The sequence below is a fragment of the Heyndrickxia sp. NPDC080065 genome (assembly GCF_050281185.1).
In the GTDB taxonomy this organism is placed as follows: domain Bacteria; phylum Bacillota; class Bacilli; order Bacillales; family Bacillaceae_C; genus Heyndrickxia.
Genome location: NZ_JBNNWS010000005.1, coordinates 110,888 through 132,579 on the forward strand (window position 1 = coordinate 110,888; position 21,692 = coordinate 132,579).

At 33.8% G+C, this 21,692-nt stretch carries 25 protein-coding genes; 1 reads left to right on the top strand and 24 read right to left on the bottom strand.

Annotated features, from left to right (window positions below):
• Nucleotides 1-2: 2 nt before the first annotated feature.
• The 19 genes from ACQKP0_RS07150 to ACQKP0_RS07240 all read right to left on the bottom strand — a co-directional run bounded on the left by ACQKP0_RS07150 (nucleotide 3) and on the right by ACQKP0_RS07240 (nucleotide 17,496).
• On the bottom strand, nucleotides 3-1,106 hold the full coding sequence (locus ACQKP0_RS07150) for a prephenate dehydrogenase (RefSeq protein WP_427405136.1): 1,104 nt from the start codon (nucleotides 1,104-1,106) through the stop codon (nucleotides 3-5).
• Nucleotides 1,107-1,163: 57 nt separating this feature from the next.
• The gene (hisC, locus tag ACQKP0_RS07155; protein WP_427405137.1) at nucleotides 1,164-2,267 is read right to left on the bottom strand and encodes a histidinol-phosphate transaminase; all 1,104 of its coding nucleotides are present in this window, start codon (nucleotides 2,265-2,267) and stop codon (nucleotides 1,164-1,166) included.
• Nucleotides 2,268-2,282: 15 nt separating this feature from the next.
• Nucleotides 2,283-2,648 carry a chorismate mutase gene (gene aroH, locus ACQKP0_RS07160; protein ID WP_427405138.1) on the bottom strand — a complete coding sequence of 122 codons (366 nt, stop codon included), beginning with the start codon at nucleotides 2,646-2,648 and terminating at the stop codon, nucleotides 2,283-2,285.
• A 3-nt stretch (nucleotides 2,649-2,651) separates the two neighbouring features.
• Complete coding sequence (aroB, locus tag ACQKP0_RS07165; RefSeq protein WP_427405139.1) at nucleotides 2,652-3,722, bottom strand: 3-dehydroquinate synthase; 1,071 nt, start codon at nucleotides 3,720-3,722, stop codon at nucleotides 2,652-2,654.
• A gap of 1 nt (nucleotide 3,723) precedes the next feature.
• Nucleotides 3,724-4,896 (bottom strand): chorismate synthase, encoded by a 1,173-nt coding sequence (aroC, locus tag ACQKP0_RS07170; protein WP_427405140.1) that lies wholly within the window; start codon nucleotides 4,894-4,896, stop codon nucleotides 3,724-3,726.
• Between the two features lie 113 nt (nucleotides 4,897-5,009).
• Nucleotides 5,010-5,783 carry a CheR family methyltransferase gene (locus ACQKP0_RS07175; protein ID WP_427405141.1) on the bottom strand — a complete coding sequence of 258 codons (774 nt, stop codon included), beginning with the start codon at nucleotides 5,781-5,783 and terminating at the stop codon, nucleotides 5,010-5,012.
• A 447-nt stretch (nucleotides 5,784-6,230) separates the two neighbouring features.
• Entirely contained in the window at nucleotides 6,231-6,677 is a 447-nt protein-coding gene (gene ndk / locus ACQKP0_RS07180; RefSeq protein ID WP_427405142.1) for a nucleoside-diphosphate kinase, read from the bottom strand.
• 88 nt (nucleotides 6,678-6,765) lie between these two features.
• A complete protein-coding gene (hepT, locus tag ACQKP0_RS07185) occupies nucleotides 6,766-7,728 on the bottom strand; it encodes a heptaprenyl diphosphate synthase component II (RefSeq protein WP_427405143.1) in 963 nt (320 codons plus the stop codon).
• Nucleotides 7,729-7,747: 19 nt separating this feature from the next.
• On the bottom strand, nucleotides 7,748-8,452 hold the full coding sequence (gene menG / locus ACQKP0_RS07190) for a demethylmenaquinone methyltransferase (protein ID WP_427405144.1): 705 nt from the start codon (nucleotides 8,450-8,452) through the stop codon (nucleotides 7,748-7,750).
• A complete protein-coding gene (locus tag ACQKP0_RS07195; RefSeq protein WP_427405145.1) occupies nucleotides 8,452-9,267 on the bottom strand; it encodes a heptaprenyl diphosphate synthase component 1 in 816 nt (271 codons plus the stop codon). The genes menG and ACQKP0_RS07195 overlap by 1 nt, the downstream gene beginning before the upstream one ends.
• Before the next feature lie 151 nt (nucleotides 9,268-9,418).
• Nucleotides 9,419-9,643, bottom strand: a complete 225-nt coding sequence (mtrB, locus tag ACQKP0_RS07200) for a trp RNA-binding attenuation protein MtrB (RefSeq protein WP_427405324.1) — start codon at nucleotides 9,641-9,643, stop codon at nucleotides 9,419-9,421.
• Between the two features lie 50 nt (nucleotides 9,644-9,693).
• Nucleotides 9,694-10,260, bottom strand: coding sequence for a GTP cyclohydrolase I FolE (gene folE, locus ACQKP0_RS07205; protein ID WP_427405146.1), 567 nt, complete (start codon nucleotides 10,258-10,260; stop codon nucleotides 9,694-9,696).
• Between the two features lie 238 nt (nucleotides 10,261-10,498).
• On the bottom strand, nucleotides 10,499-10,771 hold the full coding sequence (locus ACQKP0_RS07210; RefSeq protein WP_066228667.1) for an HU family DNA-binding protein: 273 nt from the start codon (nucleotides 10,769-10,771) through the stop codon (nucleotides 10,499-10,501).
• A 266-nt stretch (nucleotides 10,772-11,037) separates the two neighbouring features.
• A complete protein-coding gene (gene spoIVA / locus ACQKP0_RS07215; protein WP_427405147.1) occupies nucleotides 11,038-12,516 on the bottom strand; it encodes a stage IV sporulation protein A in 1,479 nt (492 codons plus the stop codon).
• A gap of 271 nt (nucleotides 12,517-12,787) precedes the next feature.
• On the bottom strand, nucleotides 12,788-13,495 hold the full coding sequence (locus ACQKP0_RS07220) for a hypothetical protein (protein ID WP_427405148.1): 708 nt from the start codon (nucleotides 13,493-13,495) through the stop codon (nucleotides 12,788-12,790).
• A 36-nt stretch (nucleotides 13,496-13,531) separates the two neighbouring features.
• Entirely contained in the window at nucleotides 13,532-13,735 is a 204-nt protein-coding gene (locus ACQKP0_RS07225; RefSeq protein ID WP_427405149.1) for a DUF2768 domain-containing protein, read from the bottom strand.
• Nucleotides 13,736-14,053: 318 nt separating this feature from the next.
• Nucleotides 14,054-15,031 (bottom strand): NAD(P)H-dependent glycerol-3-phosphate dehydrogenase, encoded by a 978-nt coding sequence (locus ACQKP0_RS07230; protein WP_427405325.1) that lies wholly within the window; start codon nucleotides 15,029-15,031, stop codon nucleotides 14,054-14,056.
• Nucleotides 15,032-15,261: 230 nt separating this feature from the next.
• Nucleotides 15,262-16,572: a ribosome biogenesis GTPase Der gene (der, locus tag ACQKP0_RS07235; protein WP_427405326.1), complete on the bottom strand. Its 1,311-nt coding sequence runs from the start codon at nucleotides 16,570-16,572 to the stop codon at nucleotides 15,262-15,264.
• 294 nt (nucleotides 16,573-16,866) lie between these two features.
• On the bottom strand, nucleotides 16,867-17,496 hold the full coding sequence (locus ACQKP0_RS07240; protein ID WP_427405150.1) for a YphA family membrane protein: 630 nt from the start codon (nucleotides 17,494-17,496) through the stop codon (nucleotides 16,867-16,869).
• A gap of 108 nt (nucleotides 17,497-17,604) precedes the next feature.
• Here ACQKP0_RS07240 and ACQKP0_RS07245 point away from each other — a divergent pair, with 108 nt between their 5' ends.
• On the top strand, nucleotides 17,605-17,733 hold the full coding sequence (locus ACQKP0_RS07245; protein ID WP_427405151.1) for a YpzI family protein: 129 nt from the start codon (nucleotides 17,605-17,607) through the stop codon (nucleotides 17,731-17,733).
• 55 nt (nucleotides 17,734-17,788) lie between these two features.
• On the opposite strand, the gene rpsA is transcribed toward ACQKP0_RS07245, so the two are convergent.
• The 5 genes from rpsA to ACQKP0_RS07270 all read right to left on the bottom strand — a co-directional run bounded on the left by rpsA (nucleotide 17,789) and on the right by ACQKP0_RS07270 (nucleotide 21,523).
• On the bottom strand, nucleotides 17,789-18,928 hold the full coding sequence (gene rpsA / locus ACQKP0_RS07250; RefSeq protein WP_427405152.1) for a 30S ribosomal protein S1: 1,140 nt from the start codon (nucleotides 18,926-18,928) through the stop codon (nucleotides 17,789-17,791).
• 173 nt (nucleotides 18,929-19,101) lie between these two features.
• Complete coding sequence (locus ACQKP0_RS07255; protein ID WP_427405153.1) at nucleotides 19,102-19,686, bottom strand: lysophospholipid acyltransferase family protein; 585 nt, start codon at nucleotides 19,684-19,686, stop codon at nucleotides 19,102-19,104.
• On the bottom strand, nucleotides 19,683-20,363 hold the full coding sequence (gene cmk / locus ACQKP0_RS07260) for a (d)CMP kinase (RefSeq protein WP_427405154.1): 681 nt from the start codon (nucleotides 20,361-20,363) through the stop codon (nucleotides 19,683-19,685). Before cmk ends, ACQKP0_RS07255 begins: the two co-directional genes overlap by 4 nt.
• Before the next feature lie 228 nt (nucleotides 20,364-20,591).
• Nucleotides 20,592-20,771 (bottom strand): DUF5359 family protein, encoded by a 180-nt coding sequence (locus ACQKP0_RS07265; protein WP_427405155.1) that lies wholly within the window; start codon nucleotides 20,769-20,771, stop codon nucleotides 20,592-20,594.
• Between the two features lie 98 nt (nucleotides 20,772-20,869).
• Entirely contained in the window at nucleotides 20,870-21,523 is a 654-nt protein-coding gene (locus ACQKP0_RS07270; RefSeq protein WP_427405156.1) for a flagellar brake protein, read from the bottom strand.
• Between the last annotated feature and the right edge of the window lie 169 nt (nucleotides 21,524-21,692).

Sequence of the window (21,692 nt, forward strand, 5' to 3'; positions counted from 1 at the left end):
TACTATTGTAAAAATAATTCGTAGTTTGTTCTTCTTTTCAAACAATCCATTGCTTTTTCACGATCTTTTATATTTTGGAAACTAATACGAAGAACTCCATAAATATCTTCTCTCGTTTCTAAAATTCTTATATTCGTAATACTTATTCTTTCTTCAGCAAGATAACCCGTTATTTCTGAAATAATTCCAGGATAATCAGGAACATCCACATATAGATCATAAAAGGAATGAATCGCTCCTGTACTATGTATAGGTAATTGATCCCGATAAGATTTTGCTTCAGCAAAAAATTGGTAAATTCGATCGTATTCTTCCTTTTCAATTATGTTCTTAATATCTCTCATATCATGGATCCAATCATTCAATAAATTAATGATCACACCTTTATTTCGAAGACTGATATCTGCCCACATACTTGGATTTGAAGAAGCAATTCTTGTAATATCTCTAAATCCACCTGCAGCCAATCTTTTTAAAAGTGGATATTTTTCCTCATACGAATGTGCTTGGCCAACAAGTGATGCCGCAATAATATGAGGAAAATGACTTAATATCCCAGTCATTTCATCATGTTCTTCAGCTGATATTTCAAGAAATTTAGCATTTGTACCTGCAAGTAAATCTTTCAATAAATTAATTTTCTCTCTTGGCAGATCTGGAGTTGGAGTTAAAATATAAAATGCATTTTCAAATAAAGTATCTTTTGCAGCAACTACACCACTTTTATGTGAGCCTGCCATTGGATGACCGCCAATAAAACAAATACCCTTATTTGATAATATTGATGCTTTATTTAAAATGGTCTTTTTTGTACTACCTGTATCGGTAATAATTACATTTTGTTTCAGGTTTAATTTAGATAATTCTTCTATGATTTTTTCTGTTTCTATAATAGGAACGGATAAAATGATTACATCTGCCTTCTCTGCACCATTTCGGATGCTTTCAGCCTCAAAATCAATAACCTTTAATATTTTTGCTCTATACATTTCTCTTTGATTCGTATCATATCCAAAAATTGTTACATTCGGGTGTTCTTTTTTAATAGCTAATGCAACTGATCCACCAATTAAACCTAATCCTATAATAAATATATTTCCTTGCAAATCGTCTCCCCCTGGATGTTCCATTCAGTGAAATGGCAGTTAAATATTTTAAACACCTTATTTAATAGCTGATGTATGATTAAGAAATGCTTCCATTGCTTTCATTACCCCTTCATTTTGCTCTCTTGTCCCAACTGAAATACGAACACAAGTCGGTGCACCCAGTTGTTTCCCAGAGCGAACAATATAGCCTTTTGAAAGAAGGAATGAAAAGACTTCATCTCCATCACATTGAAAATCAATTAATATGAAATTTGTTTGAGATGGATAATATTTCAAGCTATGCTGATCACAAAATTGATAAAAACGTTCGAGTTCTTCTCTGTTTAAATTTCGGCATCGTGTTACAAATTCTTGATCTTTTAATGCTGCCAATGCAGCCTTTTGAGCTAAAACATTTGTGTTAAAGGGTTGCCGAACTGGTTCTAATGCTTTAATAATTTCCTCAGATGCTACACCATATCCAATTCGAAAACTTGCAAGACCATATATTTTTGAGAATGTACGTACTACAATCAGATTGGAATATTTATTTACTAAAGATAAAGCATCATAATAATCATCTGCACAGACATAATCAAAATAAGCTTCATCAAGAACGACTAAGACGTCTTTCGGAACTTGATTTAAAAACTCTTGAAGATTAGCATCGGATATATAAATACCAGTAGGATTATTCGGACTACATATCCATACGATTGCTGTTTGATGATCAATCCTATCTAGAATCCCATTTAAGTCATGTTCTCCATCAATTAATGGAACTTCTCTGACTTCTGCACCCTCGAGTAATGAATTATGCTTATATTGCGAAAAAGTAGGGGTTGCCATTACTGTATTTTTACCAGATGCAAGAAGAGCTTTAGCGATAATATGAAGCAATTCGTCCGCACCATTTGTGAAAATAAGCTTAGTTGGCTCTATTCCTAAAAATTTTGAAAGTTCTCCCCGCAAATCAGTAGCATATCCATCAGGATAATAGGAAAAAGTAGAGCTCCCTTCTTCATCAACTACCTTTTTTACTTTATTGGAGTATCCATAAGGATTTTCATTTGAAGCAAGCTTATATATATGTTCAAGATTATATGCTCTTTTTACTTCTTCAATAGATTTACCAGGCTGATATGCATTAAGATTCAAAATTTGACTATTCCATTTCATAAACTCAACTCCTACCTAATTTTTTTGTAGATCAGGCCGCAATATAGATGTGTTTCTTAAATAAACATGATGGATCTTTTGCTGAGCTTTATCTGTATTAATATGCATCATAATACGAATGCAAAGCGGTAAACTCCCCTCTACATTAATCTCTTTCATACACATAACTGGTACATATGTCCAATCAGGGAGCCTCCGCAATGCTTTAGCGGGGAAAGTGGCATTTATATCTGAGGTAACAGATATGAAAACAGAAGCAACATTAGTTGCTTCCAAATCATTTTGTTCAATCATCTCTTTTAGTAACTCTTCTGTTGATTCAATAATTTCAGCTTCTTGATTATTTGAAACAGTTGTTGCCCCCCGAACACCCCGGATCATTTATTACTCCCCCTGTTCCATATAAAACGTATCCTTCAAAAGCTTTTCATCAACTTCCATCATAACAGGGTTACCAATATCTTTAAGCAAGACAAAAGTTGGCTTCCCAGAAATTGATTTTTTATCTCTTTTCATTAACTCAAAAATCTTTTCAAAAGACATATTAGAAGGGATTCTCCATTTATAACCTAGCGCTTCAATCCATAAAATAAATGGATGAAGATCAAATTCGAGGCCAACTATTTTTTTGCTTAATAATAGTGAATACACCATGCCACACATCACAGCTTCACCGTGGGTAAGTTCACCAAACCCCGCTTGAGCCTCAAGAGCATGACCAAGTGTATGGCCAAAATTTAAATACGCTCTTACCCCTGTTTCTCTTTCATCTTGACTAACAATTGATGCCTTCACTTCAATTCCTTGCTTTAGGAACTGTGTCAACAAAGCACCATTCACTTGATCGATTGAAGTAACATTTTCCATTAATTGCATTAAAAAGTCTGAATCTGAAATAAGTGCATGTTTAATTACTTCGGCAAATCCACTTCTAAGTTGCCTTTCGGGCAAGCTTTTTAAAAAACTTGTATCATAAACCACCATTTCAGGTTGATAAAATGCCCCTACCATGTTCTTGCCTAACGAGTGGTTGATTGCGACCTTTCCCCCAACCGCACTATCATGAGCTAATATAGTTGTCGGTATTTGGATAAAAGGAATTCCACGCATATAGGTTGCCGCTACAAAGCCAGCTAAGTCACCTATTGCCCCGCCACCAAAGGCAAGGATGACAGACTTTCGATCAAGTCCTTCTTTTAATGCAAATGATATACAATCCTCATATACTTGAAAGGTTTTCGCTTTCTCTCCACTAGGAGTGGTATAAATAACCGTTTCTATCCTTTGAGGCAGATCATTCATTATTTTATTTACGTGATATTTACTAACTGTTTCATCTGTAATTAGTAAGATTTTTGTAAAATTCTCCAAATTAGGGAGTACATTTCGCAAAATATTTTCGCCAATAAATACTTGATAATCTTTTGAGGATGTATGAATATCTACTATTTCCATTCTAAAAAGACCTACCATATATTTTTTCTTGCTCAATAATCTCTTTCAGCGTACTAAAACGATCACTATAAAATTGACTCACAATTGCGGAGGCTAGTTCCCAAGCAACAACCGATTCTGCTACAACACTAGCGGCAGGTACAGCACAGCTATCTGAGCGTTCTATGCTTGCAGTAAAAGGTTCTTTCGTTTCAATATCAACACTTTGTAATGGCTTATATAATGTCGGAATAGGCTTCATCACACCTCGGACCACAATTGGCATACCGGTAGTCATTCCACCTTCAAATCCTCCTAATCGGTTGGTGTTTCTTATGTAGCCTTTTTCCTCGTTCCATAAAATTTCATCATGGACCTGGCTTCCAGGTTTTCTTGCCATTTCAAAACCGAGACCGAATTCAACCCCTTTAAATGCATTTATGCTCATAATTGCCCCAGCAATTTTTGCATCCAATTTTCGATCATAATGGACATAACTACCTACACCTGATGGCATTCCTTCCACAATAACTTCAACAATTCCACCAATGGAGTCTCCGTTTTTCTTTGCATTGTCTATTGCTTCCATCATTTTCGTTTCAACTGTTTTGTCAAAACAGCGAACAGGTGATTTTTCAGTTTTATCCTTTAGCTCTTGCAAACTAGAGTACTCAGGGGGATTTGCCCGTACTCCACCAATTTCTAGCACATGACCTGCCACTTCTATACCTAATAATGATAAGAGTTTTTTAGCTACTGCACCTGCTGCTACCCTAACGGTTGTTTCTCTTGCTGATGAACGTTCTAATACATTCCTCATATCACGGTGCCCGTATTTAATTCCTCCGACTAAATCAGCATGACCTGGTCTAGGACGAGTGACTTTTCTTTTAACCTCTTCTTCCAAACCTTCTTCTAGTGGAGGAATTCCCATGATTTTTGTCCAATGCTTCCAATCTTTATTTTCAACAGAAATAGTCAGTGGTGACCCGAGAGTTAAACCATGCCTGACACCACTTTGTATGTTAGCTGTATCTGTTTCAATTTGCATTCTTCTTCCTCTACCATAACCTTTTTGTCTACGAGCAAGTTCGAAATCTATATCTTCCGCAGTTAAAGGCATACCGGCTGGTAAACCTTCAATAATAGTAGTAAGCTGCGGACCATGTGATTCTCCAGATGTTAAATACCTCATAATTTTTCCTCCTTCAACACTTTAAAGGATTTATGTATCACTATAACATAACTTCCAATAGAGATAAACTATAAAATTTAGAATTTTTTTAAGAAAGGCTTTGTAAGTCTCTATCATTGCTTTTTATAAAAAAATGTATCTTCAACCTTAAAATGATATAATTGTGGATTAAAAATTTGTTCCGTGCTTCCTACGAACAATATTCCTCCAGGTCTTAGTGCAGCATTGAATTTATGATATAAAAGATCTTTCGCTTCCTCAGTAAAATAAATAAGAACGTTTCGACAAACGATTAAATCATAGTTTGATTCAAATGGATCAGAAAGTAAATTATGCTGCCGAAATGTAACCGTCTTTTTGATTTCATCTGAAATTTGGTAATATGCTTCTTGCTGCTTAAAATACTTCCGTTTAATATGTTCGGGAACTTCATTTAATGATCGCTCTGGATATATCCCTAGTTTAGCTTTTTGTATCGCTTTTTCATCTATATCAGTTGCTAGAATAGAGATGTTTGATAAAGGAAGATATTTTGATAAGATCATTGCTAACGTATAAGGTTCCTCACCTGTTGAAGATGCAGCTGACCATATTTTTAGAGTCCTTTTTTCAGAAAGTAGACTAGGGAGTATTTTATTCTCCAAAACATCCCACCTCTGAATATTGCGGTAAAACTCAGATACGTTAATCGTCATTCGATCTAAAAATTCATTAAAAATTTCCGGGTTTTTATTTATTTCTTGAAAATACTCTGTAAAAGATGAAAAACCTTTTTTTTCATATAATGATGTTAACCTTCTTTTCATCTGCGCCTCTTTATATAAGGACAAATCAATATTAGTTTTTCTTTTTATCTGATTAATAAATTCTAAATAATCCCTGCTCATTCACATTTCTCCTAAGAAAATATTTACAACTCTATTATCAGTATAGCGAATTTTTAACTAAATGAGGTGTGAACTTTTTTACAAAATAAGAAAAGCGCAAGCGCCTTGCCCATCGGCGTACGGATTTCGTAGTCTTCGACTGAGATAAAGGAAACACGGCGAGGGACGAGTCGATGTTGACTTATCGTAGGGAGGAGACGGAGAAATCCGCTAGCCGATAGGCGATGGAGCTAGACATAGCAGACACTTTTCATGCCTAATATCCTTAGTAAATTTTATACTTTCTTACCATTATAAAAAAAGATTGGCAATATAAGCCAATCTTTTTTTATAGTCTATAGAAAAACAGTTTGTTCAAGGTCAAAATCATCAGCCCATAAAATCCAAAAATGAATTTCATAGAATTAAAAATCTTTTTGTCTGAGACTGACCAAGGTGCTTCACTGATTAATAAATCCAGTTGTTAATTAGTTTAGAATACTCTACAAGCTCTTCTTCTTTGAAGAATAACCCAATTTCTCTAACTGCACTTTCAGGAGAATCAGAACCGTGAATAATATTTTTACCAACCGTTACTGCGAAATCACCGCGAACTGTTCCAGGTGTAGCATCTTTTGGATTAGTTGCACCCATCATTTGGCGTGCTGTAGCAATAACATTCTCACCTTGCCAAACCATTGCAAAAACAGGTCCTGAAGTGATAAAGTCAACTAATTCACCAAAAAATGGACGTTCTTTATGTTCACCATAGTGCTTCTCAGCTAATTCCTTTGAAATACTCATTAGTTTTGCGCCAACAAGTTGAAATCCTTTTTTCTCGAAGCGAGAAACGATTTCACCGATTAATTCTCTTTGAACACCATCAGGTTTTACCATTAAAAATGTTTTTTCCATTATAATTCCTCCTACTATGTATGTAGCCTGGACTATGTATCCTCGAAAATATTATCATTATTTTAGAATTTTAGCAATGAAAGGGTTATTAATATTTACGTTTCCCTATGAAATTAGCTAAGTCTATCAATGATTTTCTTACACGATTATTAGGAAGCTGATCCAGAATAGCTAATGCTTTTTGCAAATATCTTTGGCTAATATCATTTGATTTTTCAATAGCACCAGATGCTTTGATCATCGAAATAAGATTTTGCATTTCCTCTTTCGATGTGTTCTCATTCACTTTCATAATTTCCCTGCCAATAATTGGATTTTGCATCGCATACAATACAGGCAATGTGATATTCCCTTGAAGCAAATCGCCTCCAGCTGGTTTACCAAGTTCTTTTTCTGATGCAGTAAAATCCAAAATATCATCTATTATTTGATAAGACATACCAACATAATAGCCAAATTTATATAACTTCTTATGTATATCTTCATCTGTCCCTGCAGCAACTGCCCCAAGCTGACAGCTTGCAGCAATTAAAATTGCTGTTTTTCTTTTGATTCGACGTAAGTAGTCTCTTAAGTTTTGATCAAAGCAGTACTTATCTTCTATTTGTTTTATTTCTCCAATACAAACTTCCACCATTGTATCCGATAAAATTCGATGGGCTGATGTATTTTCCACTTTTGTCATGTATTCAAGCGAACGCGCTAATATATAATCACCGGTGTACATAGCAATACGATTATCCCATTTTGCTTTCACTGTAGGTTTACCTCGACGAAGCTCGGCATCATCAATTACATCATCATGAACGAGTGATGCCATGTGGATAAGTTCCAAAGACACCGCAACATTTTTCACGATTTCAATATCATAATTTCCAAATTTAGCAGATAAAAGAACAAATACAGGGCGAATTCTTTTCCCGCCTGCTCTAATTAAATTTAATGATGCTTCTTGAAGTAAATCTGATCTAGTCTGTATTGCAGCAACCAGTTCCTTTTCTATTACATCTATATCCGTCTTTAAAAACGAATACAATCTTTGTAATTTCATATAATATCCACCCAGCTTATCATTTCTCTTTATAGCCTATATGTGATGCTGCAGCGCCCCCACTATATGCTTTATATTGAATGTTCTTAAATCCCACTCTTTCAAACATATTTGCAAGTTCCTTCATACCCGGAAAATCTCGAGCTGATTCTTGAAGCCACGAATACTCCTTAAAGCTTTTTGCAAACAGTTTCCCCATTATAGGCATAATATAACGAAAATACATGTAATAGAGCTGACGATATCCAAATAAGGTTGGCTGTGAAGTCTCCAAACATACCGCTAAACCACCTGGTTTAAGTACACGATGCATTTCTTTTAATCCTTGCATATAATCGGGTACATTCCTTAATCCAAACCCAATGGTTACATAATCAAAAGTATTATCATCAAATGGGAGCTCCATTGCATTTCCGTGAATCATTTCAACATGCTTTAAACCTAATTGTTGGACTTTCTCTTCACCAATTTTAAGCATATTTTTACTAAAGTCCAAGCCGTAAACTTTTCCTTCCGGCCCAACTGCATCTGCTAAAGAAATGGTCCAGTCTCCAGTTCCGCAACAAACATCTAATGCAGATTTTCCTTTTTCAACGGCCATTTTTTTCATAGTATCTTTACGCCAGCTAACATGTTGTTTAAAACTAATGACCGAATTCATTTTATCATAATTGCTGTAAATTTTTTCAAAGACGTCATGAACACGCTCTTCTTTTGATTGCATTACTTAGCCCTCTTCCAAATATTGTTTTCTTTAGATTCTTGATTCAGAAGAAAATTTATTCTTTGATCTAATAATTGATTGAGTTTTATTTTCTCCATTTCTTCCCTTATTCTATTTTTTGATTGATCTATGTATTTTTGATATGTCTGATTAAACAATGTTTTATTTTCTAAAGATAATTGATGATAAGATTTTTGATTGGCAGGAAATAATAACTTAATAATTGCTTCGAAGATGTTTGAGTTCTTTCCAGCTAAAACCTTCTCATTTTCATCTATTAATTTGTTTATTAGCAACATTTCTTCTGCCAATACTGATAGATGCTGACAGCCAAAGAAATGAATAAACTTTGACACAATTGTTGATTCCACTTTTTTTAATGTATGAATATACCCATCAATATCGTGATCATCTATCCGATACAAAGAGACTTTATATTCATTAACAAGCTTAATTCCTTCCGCCAAAGTTCGGATAAGTGGTACATTTTCAACCTCTGCTAACATTTTATAATATAAACTGCTATAATAATCCCCAGCTAAAACAGTTAATTGTCGCGGCTTTATTGATTCATTTGTATTATTTACTTTATCATGGGTATCAAGGGCAATTTGGATGAGCATTGCAGTTGAAACGAACCTTTCTATAATCGCAGTTGGTAGATGATGATCTTTTAAGCTTTCAACTAGTATCATGATTCGATCCTCATCAATATAAGGCTCATCAATAAACTGCATTAAATAATTTTGTGAAATCCTTTGTTGAATGGTTTCTTTAATTGAAGCAATTTGTTGCATCCCTTCTTGCAAGTTCATTTCCCTTAATCCCCATTTCTTTCTCAATTTCTAACATATAAAAATTTCATTAAACCTAAAAGTTAGGCAAAAATTATTATAACATAAAAAACAGATAGCCTGTGAGATTTGTGAAACTAGTTTATAATTTAGAACATTTTATTATCACTACTTATTTATGCGTTTCACTATTTAACTCTGCTACACTAGTATAGATTTTCGCTTCTCCTCGAACTTTTATTGCCGATGTATGTTCAGTAAATTGAGCGATCATTACTTCTCCCTTATCTAATTTTTCGTTATGATGGAATTTTGTATCTGATCCTCTAGTTAATCCTATTACATTCACACCATCTTCTATTGCTTTAATAATAATATAATCACCACTATTATTCATATTCCTCAATTATTACACCTCCAATACATTAGAGTTTCTATTGGTAACATTTATGATTTAATTAATGAAAGGATTTCTGAACGTGCGTATTGATCATCTACTAAAGTACCTCGGACTGCAGTTGTTACTGTTTTTGAACCTGGTTTTTTTACACCTCTCATAGTCATGCACATATGTTCAGCCTCTATTACTACCATCACTCCATGTGGTTCGAGCTTTTCAGCTATTGCATCTGCTACGGTTGTGGTTATTCTTTCTTGTAATTGTGGACGCTTTGCTACTACTTCTATTGCACGAGCTAATTTACTTAGACCGGTAACTTTTCCGTTTCGCGGCAAATAGGCAACATGTGCCTTACCAAAGAAAGGAACAAGATGGTGTTCACACATCGAAAAAAAAGGAATATCTTTTACTAATACAAGCTCTTCATGTTCTTCACTGAAAACTAAATCAAAAAAATCTTTAGGATCTTGATCAACACCACTAAATACTTCCTCATACATTTTCGCTACCCTTTTCGGAGTATCTAGTAAACCTTCTCTATTTGGATTTTCTCCAACAGCCTCAATGATCAATCGGATTGCTTGTTCAATTTGGCCGTGATTTATTTCTACCATGATGTATCCTCCTGCAAACAACATCTTACTATTTGTCATATTCGTTTTTAAAATATTGATTAACATGTTTAATCTTAGCACAGAGAGAGTAACACAGCAAAATACAAGAATAAACAATTAAAAGTTATTAGTTGCAAATTTTATAAAGGGTGATTAGGGAATAGGGGGGATTTTTTTAAAACAAAAAGGGCTGTATAATTACAGCCCCTTTCGTCACGCTCAAAGTAAATCATATGTATTATTTTACAGCATCTTTAAGCGCCTTACCTGGTTTGAATGCAGGTACTTTGCTTGCAGCGATTTCGATTTCTTCACCAGTTTGTGGATTACGTCCTTTACGAGCAGCACGTTCACGCACTTCAAAGTTTCCAAATCCAATTAATTGGACTTTATCGCCATTTGCTAATGCATTTTGAATAGATTCGAAAATAGCATCAACCGCTTTTGTTGCATCTTTTTTAGAAAGTTCTGTGCTTTCAGCAACAGCATTGATAAGTTCTGTTTTGTTCATGCCATTCACCTCCTCCCAAGAAATTAATAACATTTGATTTTTGTTATATTTACATTACTAAACATTTTAGACGGTTTATATACATGTAAACCGTTAAAAGCCATATAGAATGTAGTTGATTTACTCTATCAACAACAATTCTGTTAAAAGATTATCACAATAAAATCGGCTTAGCAAGAATAAATCATGAAATAATGGGAAACAATTCATTTAAACAACAAAAATGCCAAGCTTTTTTAGCTGGCATTTCAGTTTTTAGCTATTTTTTAAAGTATAATTGCAATAAGACCACCTGATCCCTCGTTAATAATTCTTTCCAAGGTTTCTTTTAGCTTATAGCGAGCATTTTCAGGCATGAGGGAAAGCTTCGCTTGAATTCCTTCACGAACAATAGAGCTTAAGTTTCGCCCAAATATGTCAGAGTTCCAAATCGATAATGGATCATCCTCAAAATCCTGCATTAGGTAGCGTACAAGCTCTTCACTTTGCTTTTCTGTCCCAATAATCGGAGAAAATTCTGATTCCACGTCTACTTTTATCATATGGATCGAAGGAGCAACGGCCTTTAATCTCACACCAAACCTTGACCCTTGGCGAATAATTTCTGGTTCGTCTAAACTCATATCTCCTAATGTTGGAGAAGCAATTCCATATCCAGTTTGTTTTACCATTTTTAACGCATCTGAAATCTGGTCGTATTCCCTTTTTGCATGTGAGAAATCTTGCATTAATTCAAGAAGATGGTCTTTCCCGCGAATTTCTACACCAACTATTTCTTTTAATACTTGATCATATAGTTCATCAGGAGCAAATAAATCAATCTCAGCTACACCTTGACCCATTTCTATACCAGCTAATCCTGCATCTTGGATAAATTCGTATTCGTTAAATTGGTGAACAACCCGATCAACATCTCTTAATCTTTTAATATCTTTAACTGTTTCTTTTACTGCTTCCTGATAGTTTTCACGCAACCAATGGTTTTCATTTAAAACCATCACCCAGCTAGGTAAATTAACATTTACTTCGAGGACAGGGAATTCGTAAAGTGCCTCACGAAGCACATTTAGAACATCTCCCTCACGCATACTTTCAACAGACATTGCAACTACAGGAATATCATATTTTTCCGCTAAGGATAAGCGTAAGGACTCTGTTTCAGGATGATGTGGCTTCGCTGAATTTACTACCATAATAAATGGCTTACCTACTTCTTTCAGTTCTGCAATCACTCTCTCCTCAGCATCTACATAGTCATGACGTGGAATTTCACCGATTGATCCGTCTGTTGTAATGACCACACCAATAACCGAATGTTCTTGGATAACTTTCCTCGTTCCTATTTCGGCTGCTTCATGAAAGGAAATTGGTTCTTCATACCAGGGTGTATGGATCATACGAGGTCCATTTTCATCTTCATAACCCTTTGCACCAGGAACTGTATAACCAACACAGTCAACTAGGCGAATATTCACATCCAATCCATCATCAACATGGACAGAAACAGCTTGGTTTGGAACAAACTTCGGTTCAGTGGTCATAATAGTTCGTCCTGCTGCACTTTGTGGTAATTCATCTTGTGCACGATTTCTGTCCGCTTCACTTGCGATATTAGGTAAAACGACTAATTCCATAAATTTTTTGATAAATGTCGATTTTCCTGTTCTTACTGCACCAACTACTCCTAAATAAATGTCGCCACCTGTTCTTTCAGCGATATCTTTAAAAATATCAACCTTTTTCAAGAGTTTCCCTCCCCACATTAAGTTCCCGGGACATTACATCCTTAAAATGTTTTGGACACTATATGTGTATGATGTTGTCCTATCCTCTTATGCCTATAATGTGATTCTTTTATTTAACTTTTTTCTATCAAATTGGCTAGGTTATTCTATTTTCTCGATAACAAATTTGGTATTCCTTTATTAAAGGTCCATTCTTATTTCAAAATTAAATAACAAAGCCCATAAAATAAACCCTTCCTCTACAATATATTTTGTAAAGAAAGGGTTATGACTATTTTGTCAAAAAAATAGGTTCATTTTTTTCATTCACTGTGTATGGCAAGGAGTAAGCTGGTACAAATAAAGAATCCTTCGTTAAAATCGGGCGGATATCTTCACCTTTTTTAACGTGAATATTTTTATTTTGTAAGACATTATACAAATCACTGCTATAATCCACATATATTTCCCCTTGTCCTGTTATAACAAAGGGAAGATTATGATTCGTATACGGGGAAATTACATATGGCTCCTCCTTATAACCAATTTTCTTATAGTTTAATGTATAAATATTTTTTGAAACTTCCCTTTTAAATGGAGGATAGCCCTGTGCATCAATTCTCATATGTATTTCTCGTATTTTTTCAGCAATACGTAAATCAAATATTTTGACAGTAGGATTATTTTCAACATCAATCAACACATATTGAAAAATACCGCCATTTTCATAAGAGTTTCCTGGTGCATCTGACAGATATTGTGGTATTATTTTTTTAAACTCTATTGGATATTTTTCATAGATTGGTGTTTTTTGATCCTTCGTTTTTATCGGAAGAATACCATCATTATCCTTTTGAAATTTTTTAACGGCTGTTTGAACAACTTGAATTTGATCTTCGTATGGCACTTGATTTTTCGCCAATTTATCTTGAGGATATAAACATCCACTTAAAATGCCAATAGATGATAATACTAGAAATACAAGTATTATTCTTTTCAAAATACTATTTCAATCCTTTCCAATCGTAGATTCTTTTTAACTGCCTGTTGGCCCGGTAAAGACAACATATACCATAATCAAACCACCAACAATCAAACATAAGTAGGCTATTAATGCTGTAAATACCTTTAAAAATTTCACCTTTATTTTATACCTACTAAAATAAATGGTTACCATCGCAATTGCCATTAATCCCATGCCAGCAATAGATACCCACATTTTAAACATTGATTCAGACATAGAAATTTCCACCTTTTCCGATAATAAAAAAGTTCTTTTTTTATGTATTAAGTTAATGAAACCTAAGTAAACTACGGAACATATTATATCATATTCCGCCATATACACTAACAAAGTTTTTTTAGTAAATTGAACTCATAAAAAAAACTGAAGTAAGGGGCGTTAACCTTACTTCAGTTAAAACTAGACAAATACCCAATCCACTAGTTTAAAGCTTTTACTTCATGGCATTTTATGCTATTTATTTTATATTTGCATCGTCGAATGCCTAAAAAGCTAAAAAATCATTGGACAGAAAATGATAAAAAGATATCCGATTTATCCATTTAACAAATTTGTCAAATCTTCCATTTCATTCGTTTTTAATCGTCCCATCAAATTATCCACAGCTTCTTTAGGATTATATTCATTAAATAATACACGATATAAAGCATCTGTGATTGGCATTTTAACTTCATATTTTTCGGATAACTGGTGTGCTGCCTTTGTCGTTCTTACCCCTTCAACAACCATCCCCATATTTTTCAATACTTCAGCAAGATTCATACCTTTTCCTAGCATATTTCCTGCTCTCCAATTTCTAGAATGAACACTTGTACATGTAACAATCAAGTCACCAATACCAGATAGACCTAAAAACGTTAATGGATTTGCCCCCATTTTCGTTCCTAGACGGGCTATTTCTGCTAATCCCCTGGTTATTAAAGCTGCCTTAGCATTATCTCCGTAACCAAGACCATCTGAGATCCCTGCAGCAAGTGCGATAATATTTTTCAATGCACCGCCTATTTCCACACCAATTACATCTAAATTGGTATAAACCCGGAAGTTTTGATTCATGAACAGGTCTTGCACCCATTTAGCCGCTTCTTCATTTTGTGAGGATACAGTAACAGTTGTAGGGTGTCTAAGACTTACTTCCTCTGCATGACTAGGACCAGATAAAACAACAACATCTCTTAAAATCTCTTTAGAACATTCATCTTCGATCATTTCAGATATCCTTAATAATGTATCTGGTTCAATTCCTTTACTAACATGGACGACAGTAATCGGTGAAGTTTGAAATTCACCGATTTTCCCCAATACTTCGCGAATCGCTTTTGTTGGTACTGCAAGCACAATAATGTTGATATTTTCCATTACTTCCTGCAATGAGTGATATCCAATAATTGACTCTGATAAATGGATGCTGGGAAGATATTTTTCATTTGAATGATACTGATTAATTTCTTCTATTTGTTCTTTTTTATGTCCCCAAAGTCGAACATCATGTCCATTATCCGCAAGTACCATTGCTAGTGCTGTTCCCCAGCTACCTGCACCGATAACTGCTATTTTCTCCTTCTTATAAGACAATCTCATCACCCACTATTTTATATAATGTATTGCGCAAGCAGTCAACTCCTAGGTATCAAATAACCACAAACCAATTAAGTTAAAGAGTAGACTTCATTGCTGGAAAATCTAAAAGCCGTTTTCCGAAACATTTTTGCCCTAGGCTAACCAAGGCCTTTCCGCTATTCTTATTTTCTTCTACGTGCAATAATTCGAATTGGAGTACCTTCAAAATCAAATGCATCACGTATTCTATTTTCTAAAAATCTTTCATATGAAAAATGCATAAGTTCAGATTCATTTACAAAAACAACAAATGTTGGCGGTTTTACAGCCACTTGTGTTGCATAATATATTTTCAACCGCTTTCCTTTATCTGTTGGGGTAGGATTCATTGCCACGGCGTCCATAATTACTTCGTTTAGAATACTAGATTGAACTCGCATTGCATGATTTTCGCTGACTGTTTTTATAACTGGGATTAAAGTTTGCAATCTCTTTTTAGTTTTCGCTGATAAAAACACAATTGGTGCATACGTTAAAAATAGAAAATGTTCACGAATATTTTCTTCAAATTTTTTCATCGTTTTTTCATCTTTTTCAACTGCATCCCATTTATTCACAACGATAACTATCGCTCTGCCTGCTTCATGGGCATATCCTGCAATACGTTTGTCTTGTTCCCTTATTCCTTCTTCACCATTAATCACTACACAAACTACATCGGATCGTTCAATCGCTCTTAATGCACGCAAGACACTATATTTTTCAGTGCTTTCATACACTTTACCTTTTTTTCTCATCCCTGCAGTATCAATAATTACATATTCTTGATCCTCGTAGGTATACATTGAGTCAATAGCATCTCTAGTAGTTCCCTCTATATCACTAACGATTACTCTTTCCTCACCTAGTATTGCATTTACAAGTGAGGATTTTCCAACATTAGGCCGGCCAATAAAACTAAATTTAATCTTATCATCATCATAATCCATTTCCTCTATTTTTGGAAAGTGCTTAACTACTTCATCTAATAAGTCTCCTAGACCGATACCATGAGACCCTGAAATAGGAAACGGATCACCGAAACCTAGCGAGTAAAAGTCATATATTTGATCCCTCATTTCGGGATTATCAATTTTATTAACACCTAAAACTACTGGTTTTTTTGATTTGTATAATATTTTGGCAACTAGTTCATCTGCCGTGGTAATTCCTTCACGTCCACTGGCGATAAAAATAATAACATCTGCCTCATCGATCGCAATTTCTGCCTGCCCTCTAATTTGTTCTAGAAACGGCTCATCACCAATGTCTATACCACCAGTATCAATAATATTAAAATCGTGAGTTAACCATTCAGCTGAACTGTAAATTCTGTCTCTAGTAACACCGGGAATATCTTCAACTATTGATATACGTTCACCGACAATTCGGTTGAAAATTGTCGATTTTCCTACATTCGGACGACCTACAATAGCGACAACAGGTTTTGTCACATCAATCACCCTTTCATTTATACTTTCTTTCGTGTTATTTTCTTCACTATTCACATTTTTAATTATTGGCTTTGTTATTTAAATGATTTATTTTAAGTAAAAGCCCATACCACAAAGGGCTTTATTAGTAAAAACAACCTTGTTTAACAAAGCCAATTATTAAAATAAGAATGACATCGGAGCCTAACTTAAATAGTTTAACAATAATATGTATGACAAGCAATGATTGAATGGAAAAAGATAGCTTTAAAACATATATTTTAATGACATTTATAGATATACATAAGTAATAATTTATTTTGAAATATTTTTAACTCCAAGAATATCCTTATTTTTGGTTTTCAGACTATTTTTTATAGACATAATTGTAGAAACATGATTAATAAAGGACCAAACAATTATTAGACTTAAAAAAACAGAACACACATCTAAATATTCACTACTCCCGACAATGTATGGAAAACCCCATTTTTTTAAAATCAACGAATAGATGATTTCTCCTTGCAAGGTGCCTAATAAGGAACATATTATTTGAGAGTATATGGAACGAGAAAGTAAAAGTTGTGATATTAAAAAAACTAATCCTCCTAGTAATATCCTACGATCAACTAATACCCAAACTGGATCGTATAATTCAAGCAGCAAAAAACCTGAAAAACCTGTCATCATTATAAAAATTGATATAATCATGTACATTTTTTTCAAAAATGACAAGGTAGTAAGATAATAATAACTAACTGTTAAAATTACTAGGGAAGGAATTTGGAATGTAATTGTAAATAAATTTACTTTATAAGGAAAAAGAATTAATAATATCAATGAATAGAACGCTAACCAAATTCTTAATTTATTTTGTTTATTTAATATAAAAGTTGAAAATATCCAGACATTCCATAAAAAAAAGATAAAATAAAAACCACTCATGTAAACAATCTCCTTTCATTTTCCATTATGGGAAAATAAAAAAGATTCTAACCATGAATAGTAACTTTTAATCAAGATATCCTAACATTTAGGAGGTGTTCATCAATTATGGGTAAAGACCGACAAGAAAAAAAGTTAAAAGCAAGCCGCAGAGTAGAATCTGATCGTGACCAAGCCCTTCATCATAACGGATCAACAAAATTAGAGAGCCCTGAAGAATCGAGAAATAACCAGTAACCTAAAAAAAACCAAAAACTCTCAGTATGTGAGTTTTTGGTATTAATTTTATAAATTAATTTTTTAATCCTTTTAACTTATCACCAATAACTTCTCCAAGTTGAAAACCTTTTGATTCCTCAGGAAGTTCATAATCTACTACTTCCTCTTGATATCGATCTTCAAGATCTTTAATGCTAAGAGAAAGTCGCTCATCATTTGCGTTTACTTCTAATACTTTTACTTTTACTTCTTGACCTTCCTTTAATACCTCATGAGGAGTATTAATATGCTTATGGGAAATTTGCGAAATATGGACTAACCCTTCAACACCTGGTAATACTTCAACAAAGGCTCCAAATGAGACTAGTCTTTTTACTTCTCCTGTTAAAACAGATCCTTTCGGAGCCTTTTGTTCGATGTCAGTCCATGGCCCTGGCTGTGTTTCTTTAATAGACAATGATATTCGTTCATTATCATGATCAACAGAAAGTACTTTCACTTTAACAATTTGGCCTTCTTCAATAACATCTGATGGCTTTGCTACATGTTCATGAGAAAGTTGGGAAATATGGACTAGACCATCTACACCGCCAATATCAACAAAAGCGCCGAAATCAGTAATTCTTTGTACTTTACCTTCAAGTATTTGACCAGCTTGAATATGATATAAAGCTTGCTTCTTCTTTTCTAATTTTTCTGTTTCAACCACTGCTCGGTGTGAAAGGATAATACGATTTTTTTCGCGATCTAATTCAACAATTTTAAATTTTAATGTTTTTCCTTTATAATCACTAAAATCTTCAACATAGTGATCCTCAACTAGTGATGCAGGTACAAAACCCCTAATTCCTAAATCGACAACTAGTCCTCCTTTTACTACATCACTAATATTAGCTTCAAATATTTCATTATTTTCAAATCGCTTCTTCATTTCATCCCAAGCTAATTCAGCATCTACTTTTCTTTTAGAAACAACAAGTGCATCTTCTTCAACCTTTGTAACAACTAGATCAAGGACATCACCAACATTTACAACGTCAGATGCTTTCTCAACATGAAGACTCGACAATTCACTGATTGGGATAATGCCATCAATCTTACTGCCTTCAATGGCTACAAGTACTTGTTTTTCCTCAACCTTTGTAACTGTTCCTTTTACTTTATCATTCTCTAAAAAGGTTTTTACTTCCACTTGATTCATATCATCTGTCATATGTACTCCTCCTTAATCCAATTACTGACTACTAATGCTATAGATTTATTTCTCTTTTTATATAAATTCGAATAAAAATTATTCAGTTCTTGCTTTATTTAAATTCATATTATTCGAAATTTATCCTTTCTATAAACTTCTAACAAATACAACATTTTGTCAAGTAAAGTGACTCATGTCCGATGTTTCTCTATAAGTATTTGTATTTGGCCCATAATAACATCTGTTACGTCATTAGCACTTGCTTTTTTTTCACGTAACTCTTTCATATTTATCGGTTCTCCATATACTACTTTCAGTTTTTTGAAAGGTTTATACGGACCAATAATCGCACAAGGAACTACTTCAGCATCAGTTCTTAATGCAAAGAAGCCCGCACCAGCGAGCCCTTTTCCAAGCTCTCCAGTCTTGCTCCTTGTACCTTCTGGAAATAATCCCAAAACTTGATTTTCTTTTAAGACTTTCATTCCTATTCTTAAAGCTTCCCTATCCCCCGCCCCTCGTTTAACAGGAAATACATTTAATTTTTTCATAAGTGTTTTAATAATTGGCTTTTTAAATAATTCTTCTTTTCCCATGAAAACAACAGGTCTTGGGGCTGTAATACCAACTACTGGCGGATCTAGATTATCGATATGATTTGCACAAAGCAGAACACCGCCATTTTTTGGGAAATGCTCGACTCCTATGATCTGAATTCTATATAGTGGTTTAAATATTCTCCAAACTACCACTTTTGCAAATGAGTAAAATGTCACCCTAATTCGATCCTTTCATTAGCCAAGTGCATAATTTTATTTACGACGTCCTCTATTGATAGTGAGGTTGTATCAATTTCTAAAGCATCTTCCGCTTTTTTCAAAGGGGCCACTTCGCGTTCAGAATCAATCTTATCGCGAAGTTCTATTTCCTTCCTTAATTGTTCTAAATCTGACGGATAACCTTTTAATAAATTTTCAGCATGTCTTCTCTCAGCACGTTCTTCAACACTCGCAAGTAAAAAGATTTTTAATTCGGCATCTGGAATAACATGTGTCCCAATATCACGGCCATCCATGACAACACCTCCATCTTTAGCGAAGGCTTGTTGTCTTCTTACCATCTCCTCACGAACTAACCGATGTTTTGATACATTTGATACAGAATTCGTAACTTTTGATTCACGAATTTCTTTTGACACATTTACTCCATCGACAAAAACAAGCTGTCCATTCTCGCCAGGTTTTAGTTCGATTTTCGTTACTCCTAATAAATCCGCTAGTGCAGCTTCATTATTTATGTCAATCCCATTTTTATTTGCTTTTAATGTCAATGCTCTATACATAGCACCTGTATCTATGTAAATAAAAGATAATTTTTCAGCAACAATTTTTGCTACAGTACTCTTACCGGCTGCAGCTGGTCCGTCAATAGCAATTCGAATATTTTTTTTCATAAATTCCTTCACCCACTCTAATAAAATAACCAAAAAATCTTTTCAGCTTAGAACTAAGCTAAAAAAGAAGTTTCACTTTATCTTTTGATTAGCGTAAGCAGCCAGTCCCTCGTGGTCAAAAACCTGCAACATTTTTGCCTTAGGATAATCAAGTTGCTTTCGCTTTTCTTATACTATTTTAACACATATTATAAGTATAAAGAAAAAAGACAGAAAATTTTCTGCCCCTTAGCGATTTTTCCATGTTTCAACTATAGGTGTTTCATTCGCTTTATTTACTCCTTCATAGAAGGTTATCTTTTGTATATCTTTAAAAAAACCATATGGTTGTAAGATTACTTGAATGATGATTAGTATAATAAAATGAAAAACAACTAGTTTAATAAACCAACGTTCTATCAATTTCATTTCTTCCCACTCCTCAAACCCACTCACATAAAACTTTTTTGAAATTTGACATCTATAAATCATTATCGGAAATATGGGAATAATTTATACACAATATGTTAGTTTAATAATCCTTTTTTTCGGAGCTCTAATTGCTTTTCAAAACAAAAACGGAAAATTTGTTGCTTTTCTTTTTCTTGGATATCAGTAAATTCTATTGATGCAACCATTTTCTTAGACACATCCCATATTCTTATTAGTTTACATGTTGTTTTTATGTAATGATATTCTCCCGATTGCATTGGAAGAACGAGAAGCGCTTCACCCGTTTCATAAGGTAAAGGGGCTATATTCTTTGGTAAGATGATCGCACATCCCCCTGCACTAATATCTTCAGTTACAGTAGCAAATTGATAGTTGGAATTTGGAAAATGTATAGAGATATCTAAAGCTGTTTCAACACGAACAAATTGACGGCGTTGAATTTTTTTGAAATCTTCCTTTGGAGGTAATTGTAAAACGATTAAAGGAATTTTCTTTTTTATTTTTCCAATTACTTTGGATCGAAATTGAAAAGCAAGGTTATCCTCAGTAGAAAACATAACATTTATCTCCAAAGAATTTGTAAGGAAAGCAGTTCTGTTAGTAATTATACTAATTGGATAATCGATATATAATTTATCTCCATCAATATCTGCTATTTTACATTTATACTTCTCTACATTTTCATTTTCGAGAGTTTCTAAAGTAAGCATCATTCCTATGTTTAGCATCAACCCATTAATCCTTCCTATGTATTAAATAAATGATATATTTATTATGCCACTTAATGACAGAGTTTTCTAGATATTTCTATTTAAGAAGTTTAAGGTTTGATGTTATTAGTAGTTAAATTTAGTAGAAATCTGTTTATTGGTCGACACCTTTATTCATCTGATATAT

Coding starts and splice junctions, on each gene's coding strand:
- cmk (WP_427405154.1), bottom strand. CDS start 20,363: ATGAAAAAAAATATTCGAATTGCTATTGACGGACCAGCTGCAGCCGGT.
- menG (WP_427405144.1), bottom strand. CDS start 8,452: ATGCAATCAAAAGAAGAGCGTGTTCATGACGTCTTTGAAAAAATTTAC.
- ACQKP0_RS07175 (WP_427405141.1), bottom strand. CDS start 5,783: ATGAGCAGGGATTATTTAGAATTTATTAATCAGATAAAAAGAAAAACT.
- rpsA (WP_427405152.1), bottom strand. CDS start 18,928: ATGACAGATGATATGAATCAAGTGGAAGTAAAAACCTTTTTAGAGAAT.
- ACQKP0_RS07270 (WP_427405156.1), bottom strand. CDS start 21,523: ATGCTAAACATAGGAATGATGCTTACTTTAGAAACTCTCGAAAATGAA.
- aroB (WP_427405139.1), bottom strand. CDS start 3,722: ATGGAAATAGTAGATATTCATACATCCTCAAAAGATTATCAAGTATTT.
- ACQKP0_RS07265 (WP_427405155.1), bottom strand. CDS start 20,771: ATGAAATTGATAGAACGTTGGTTTATTAAACTAGTTGTTTTTCATTTT.
- hisC (WP_427405137.1), bottom strand. CDS start 2,267: ATGAAATGGAATAGTCAAATTTTGAATCTTAATGCATATCAGCCTGGT.
- ACQKP0_RS07240 (WP_427405150.1), bottom strand. CDS start 17,496: ATGAGTGGTTTTTATTTTATCTTTTTTTTATGGAATGTCTGGATATTT.
- ACQKP0_RS07245 (WP_427405151.1), top strand. CDS start 17,605: ATGGGTAAAGACCGACAAGAAAAAAAGTTAAAAGCAAGCCGCAGAGTA.
- aroH (WP_427405138.1), bottom strand. CDS start 2,648: ATGATCCGGGGTGTTCGGGGGGCAACAACTGTTTCAAATAATCAAGAA.
- ACQKP0_RS07210 (WP_066228667.1), bottom strand. CDS start 10,771: ATGAACAAAACAGAACTTATCAATGCTGTTGCTGAAAGCACAGAACTT.
- ACQKP0_RS07195 (WP_427405145.1), bottom strand. CDS start 9,267: ATGAACTTGCAAGAAGGGATGCAACAAATTGCTTCAATTAAAGAAACC.
- folE (WP_427405146.1), bottom strand. CDS start 10,260: ATGGTAGAAATAAATCACGGCCAAATTGAACAAGCAATCCGATTGATC.
- mtrB (WP_427405324.1), bottom strand. CDS start 9,643: ATGAATAATAGTGGTGATTATATTATTATTAAAGCAATAGAAGATGGT.
- hepT (WP_427405143.1), bottom strand. CDS start 7,728: ATGAAATTACAAAGATTGTATTCGTTTTTAAAGACGGATATAGATGTA.
- ACQKP0_RS07230 (WP_427405325.1), bottom strand. CDS start 15,031: ATGGTACTTGCGGATAATGGACATGATGTTCGACTTTGGGGACATAAA.
- aroC (WP_427405140.1), bottom strand. CDS start 4,896: ATGAGGTATTTAACATCTGGAGAATCACATGGTCCGCAGCTTACTACT.
- ACQKP0_RS07225 (WP_427405149.1), bottom strand. CDS start 13,735: ATGTCTGAATCAATGTTTAAAATGTGGGTATCTATTGCTGGCATGGGA.
- ndk (WP_427405142.1), bottom strand. CDS start 6,677: ATGGAAAAAACATTTTTAATGGTAAAACCTGATGGTGTTCAAAGAGAA.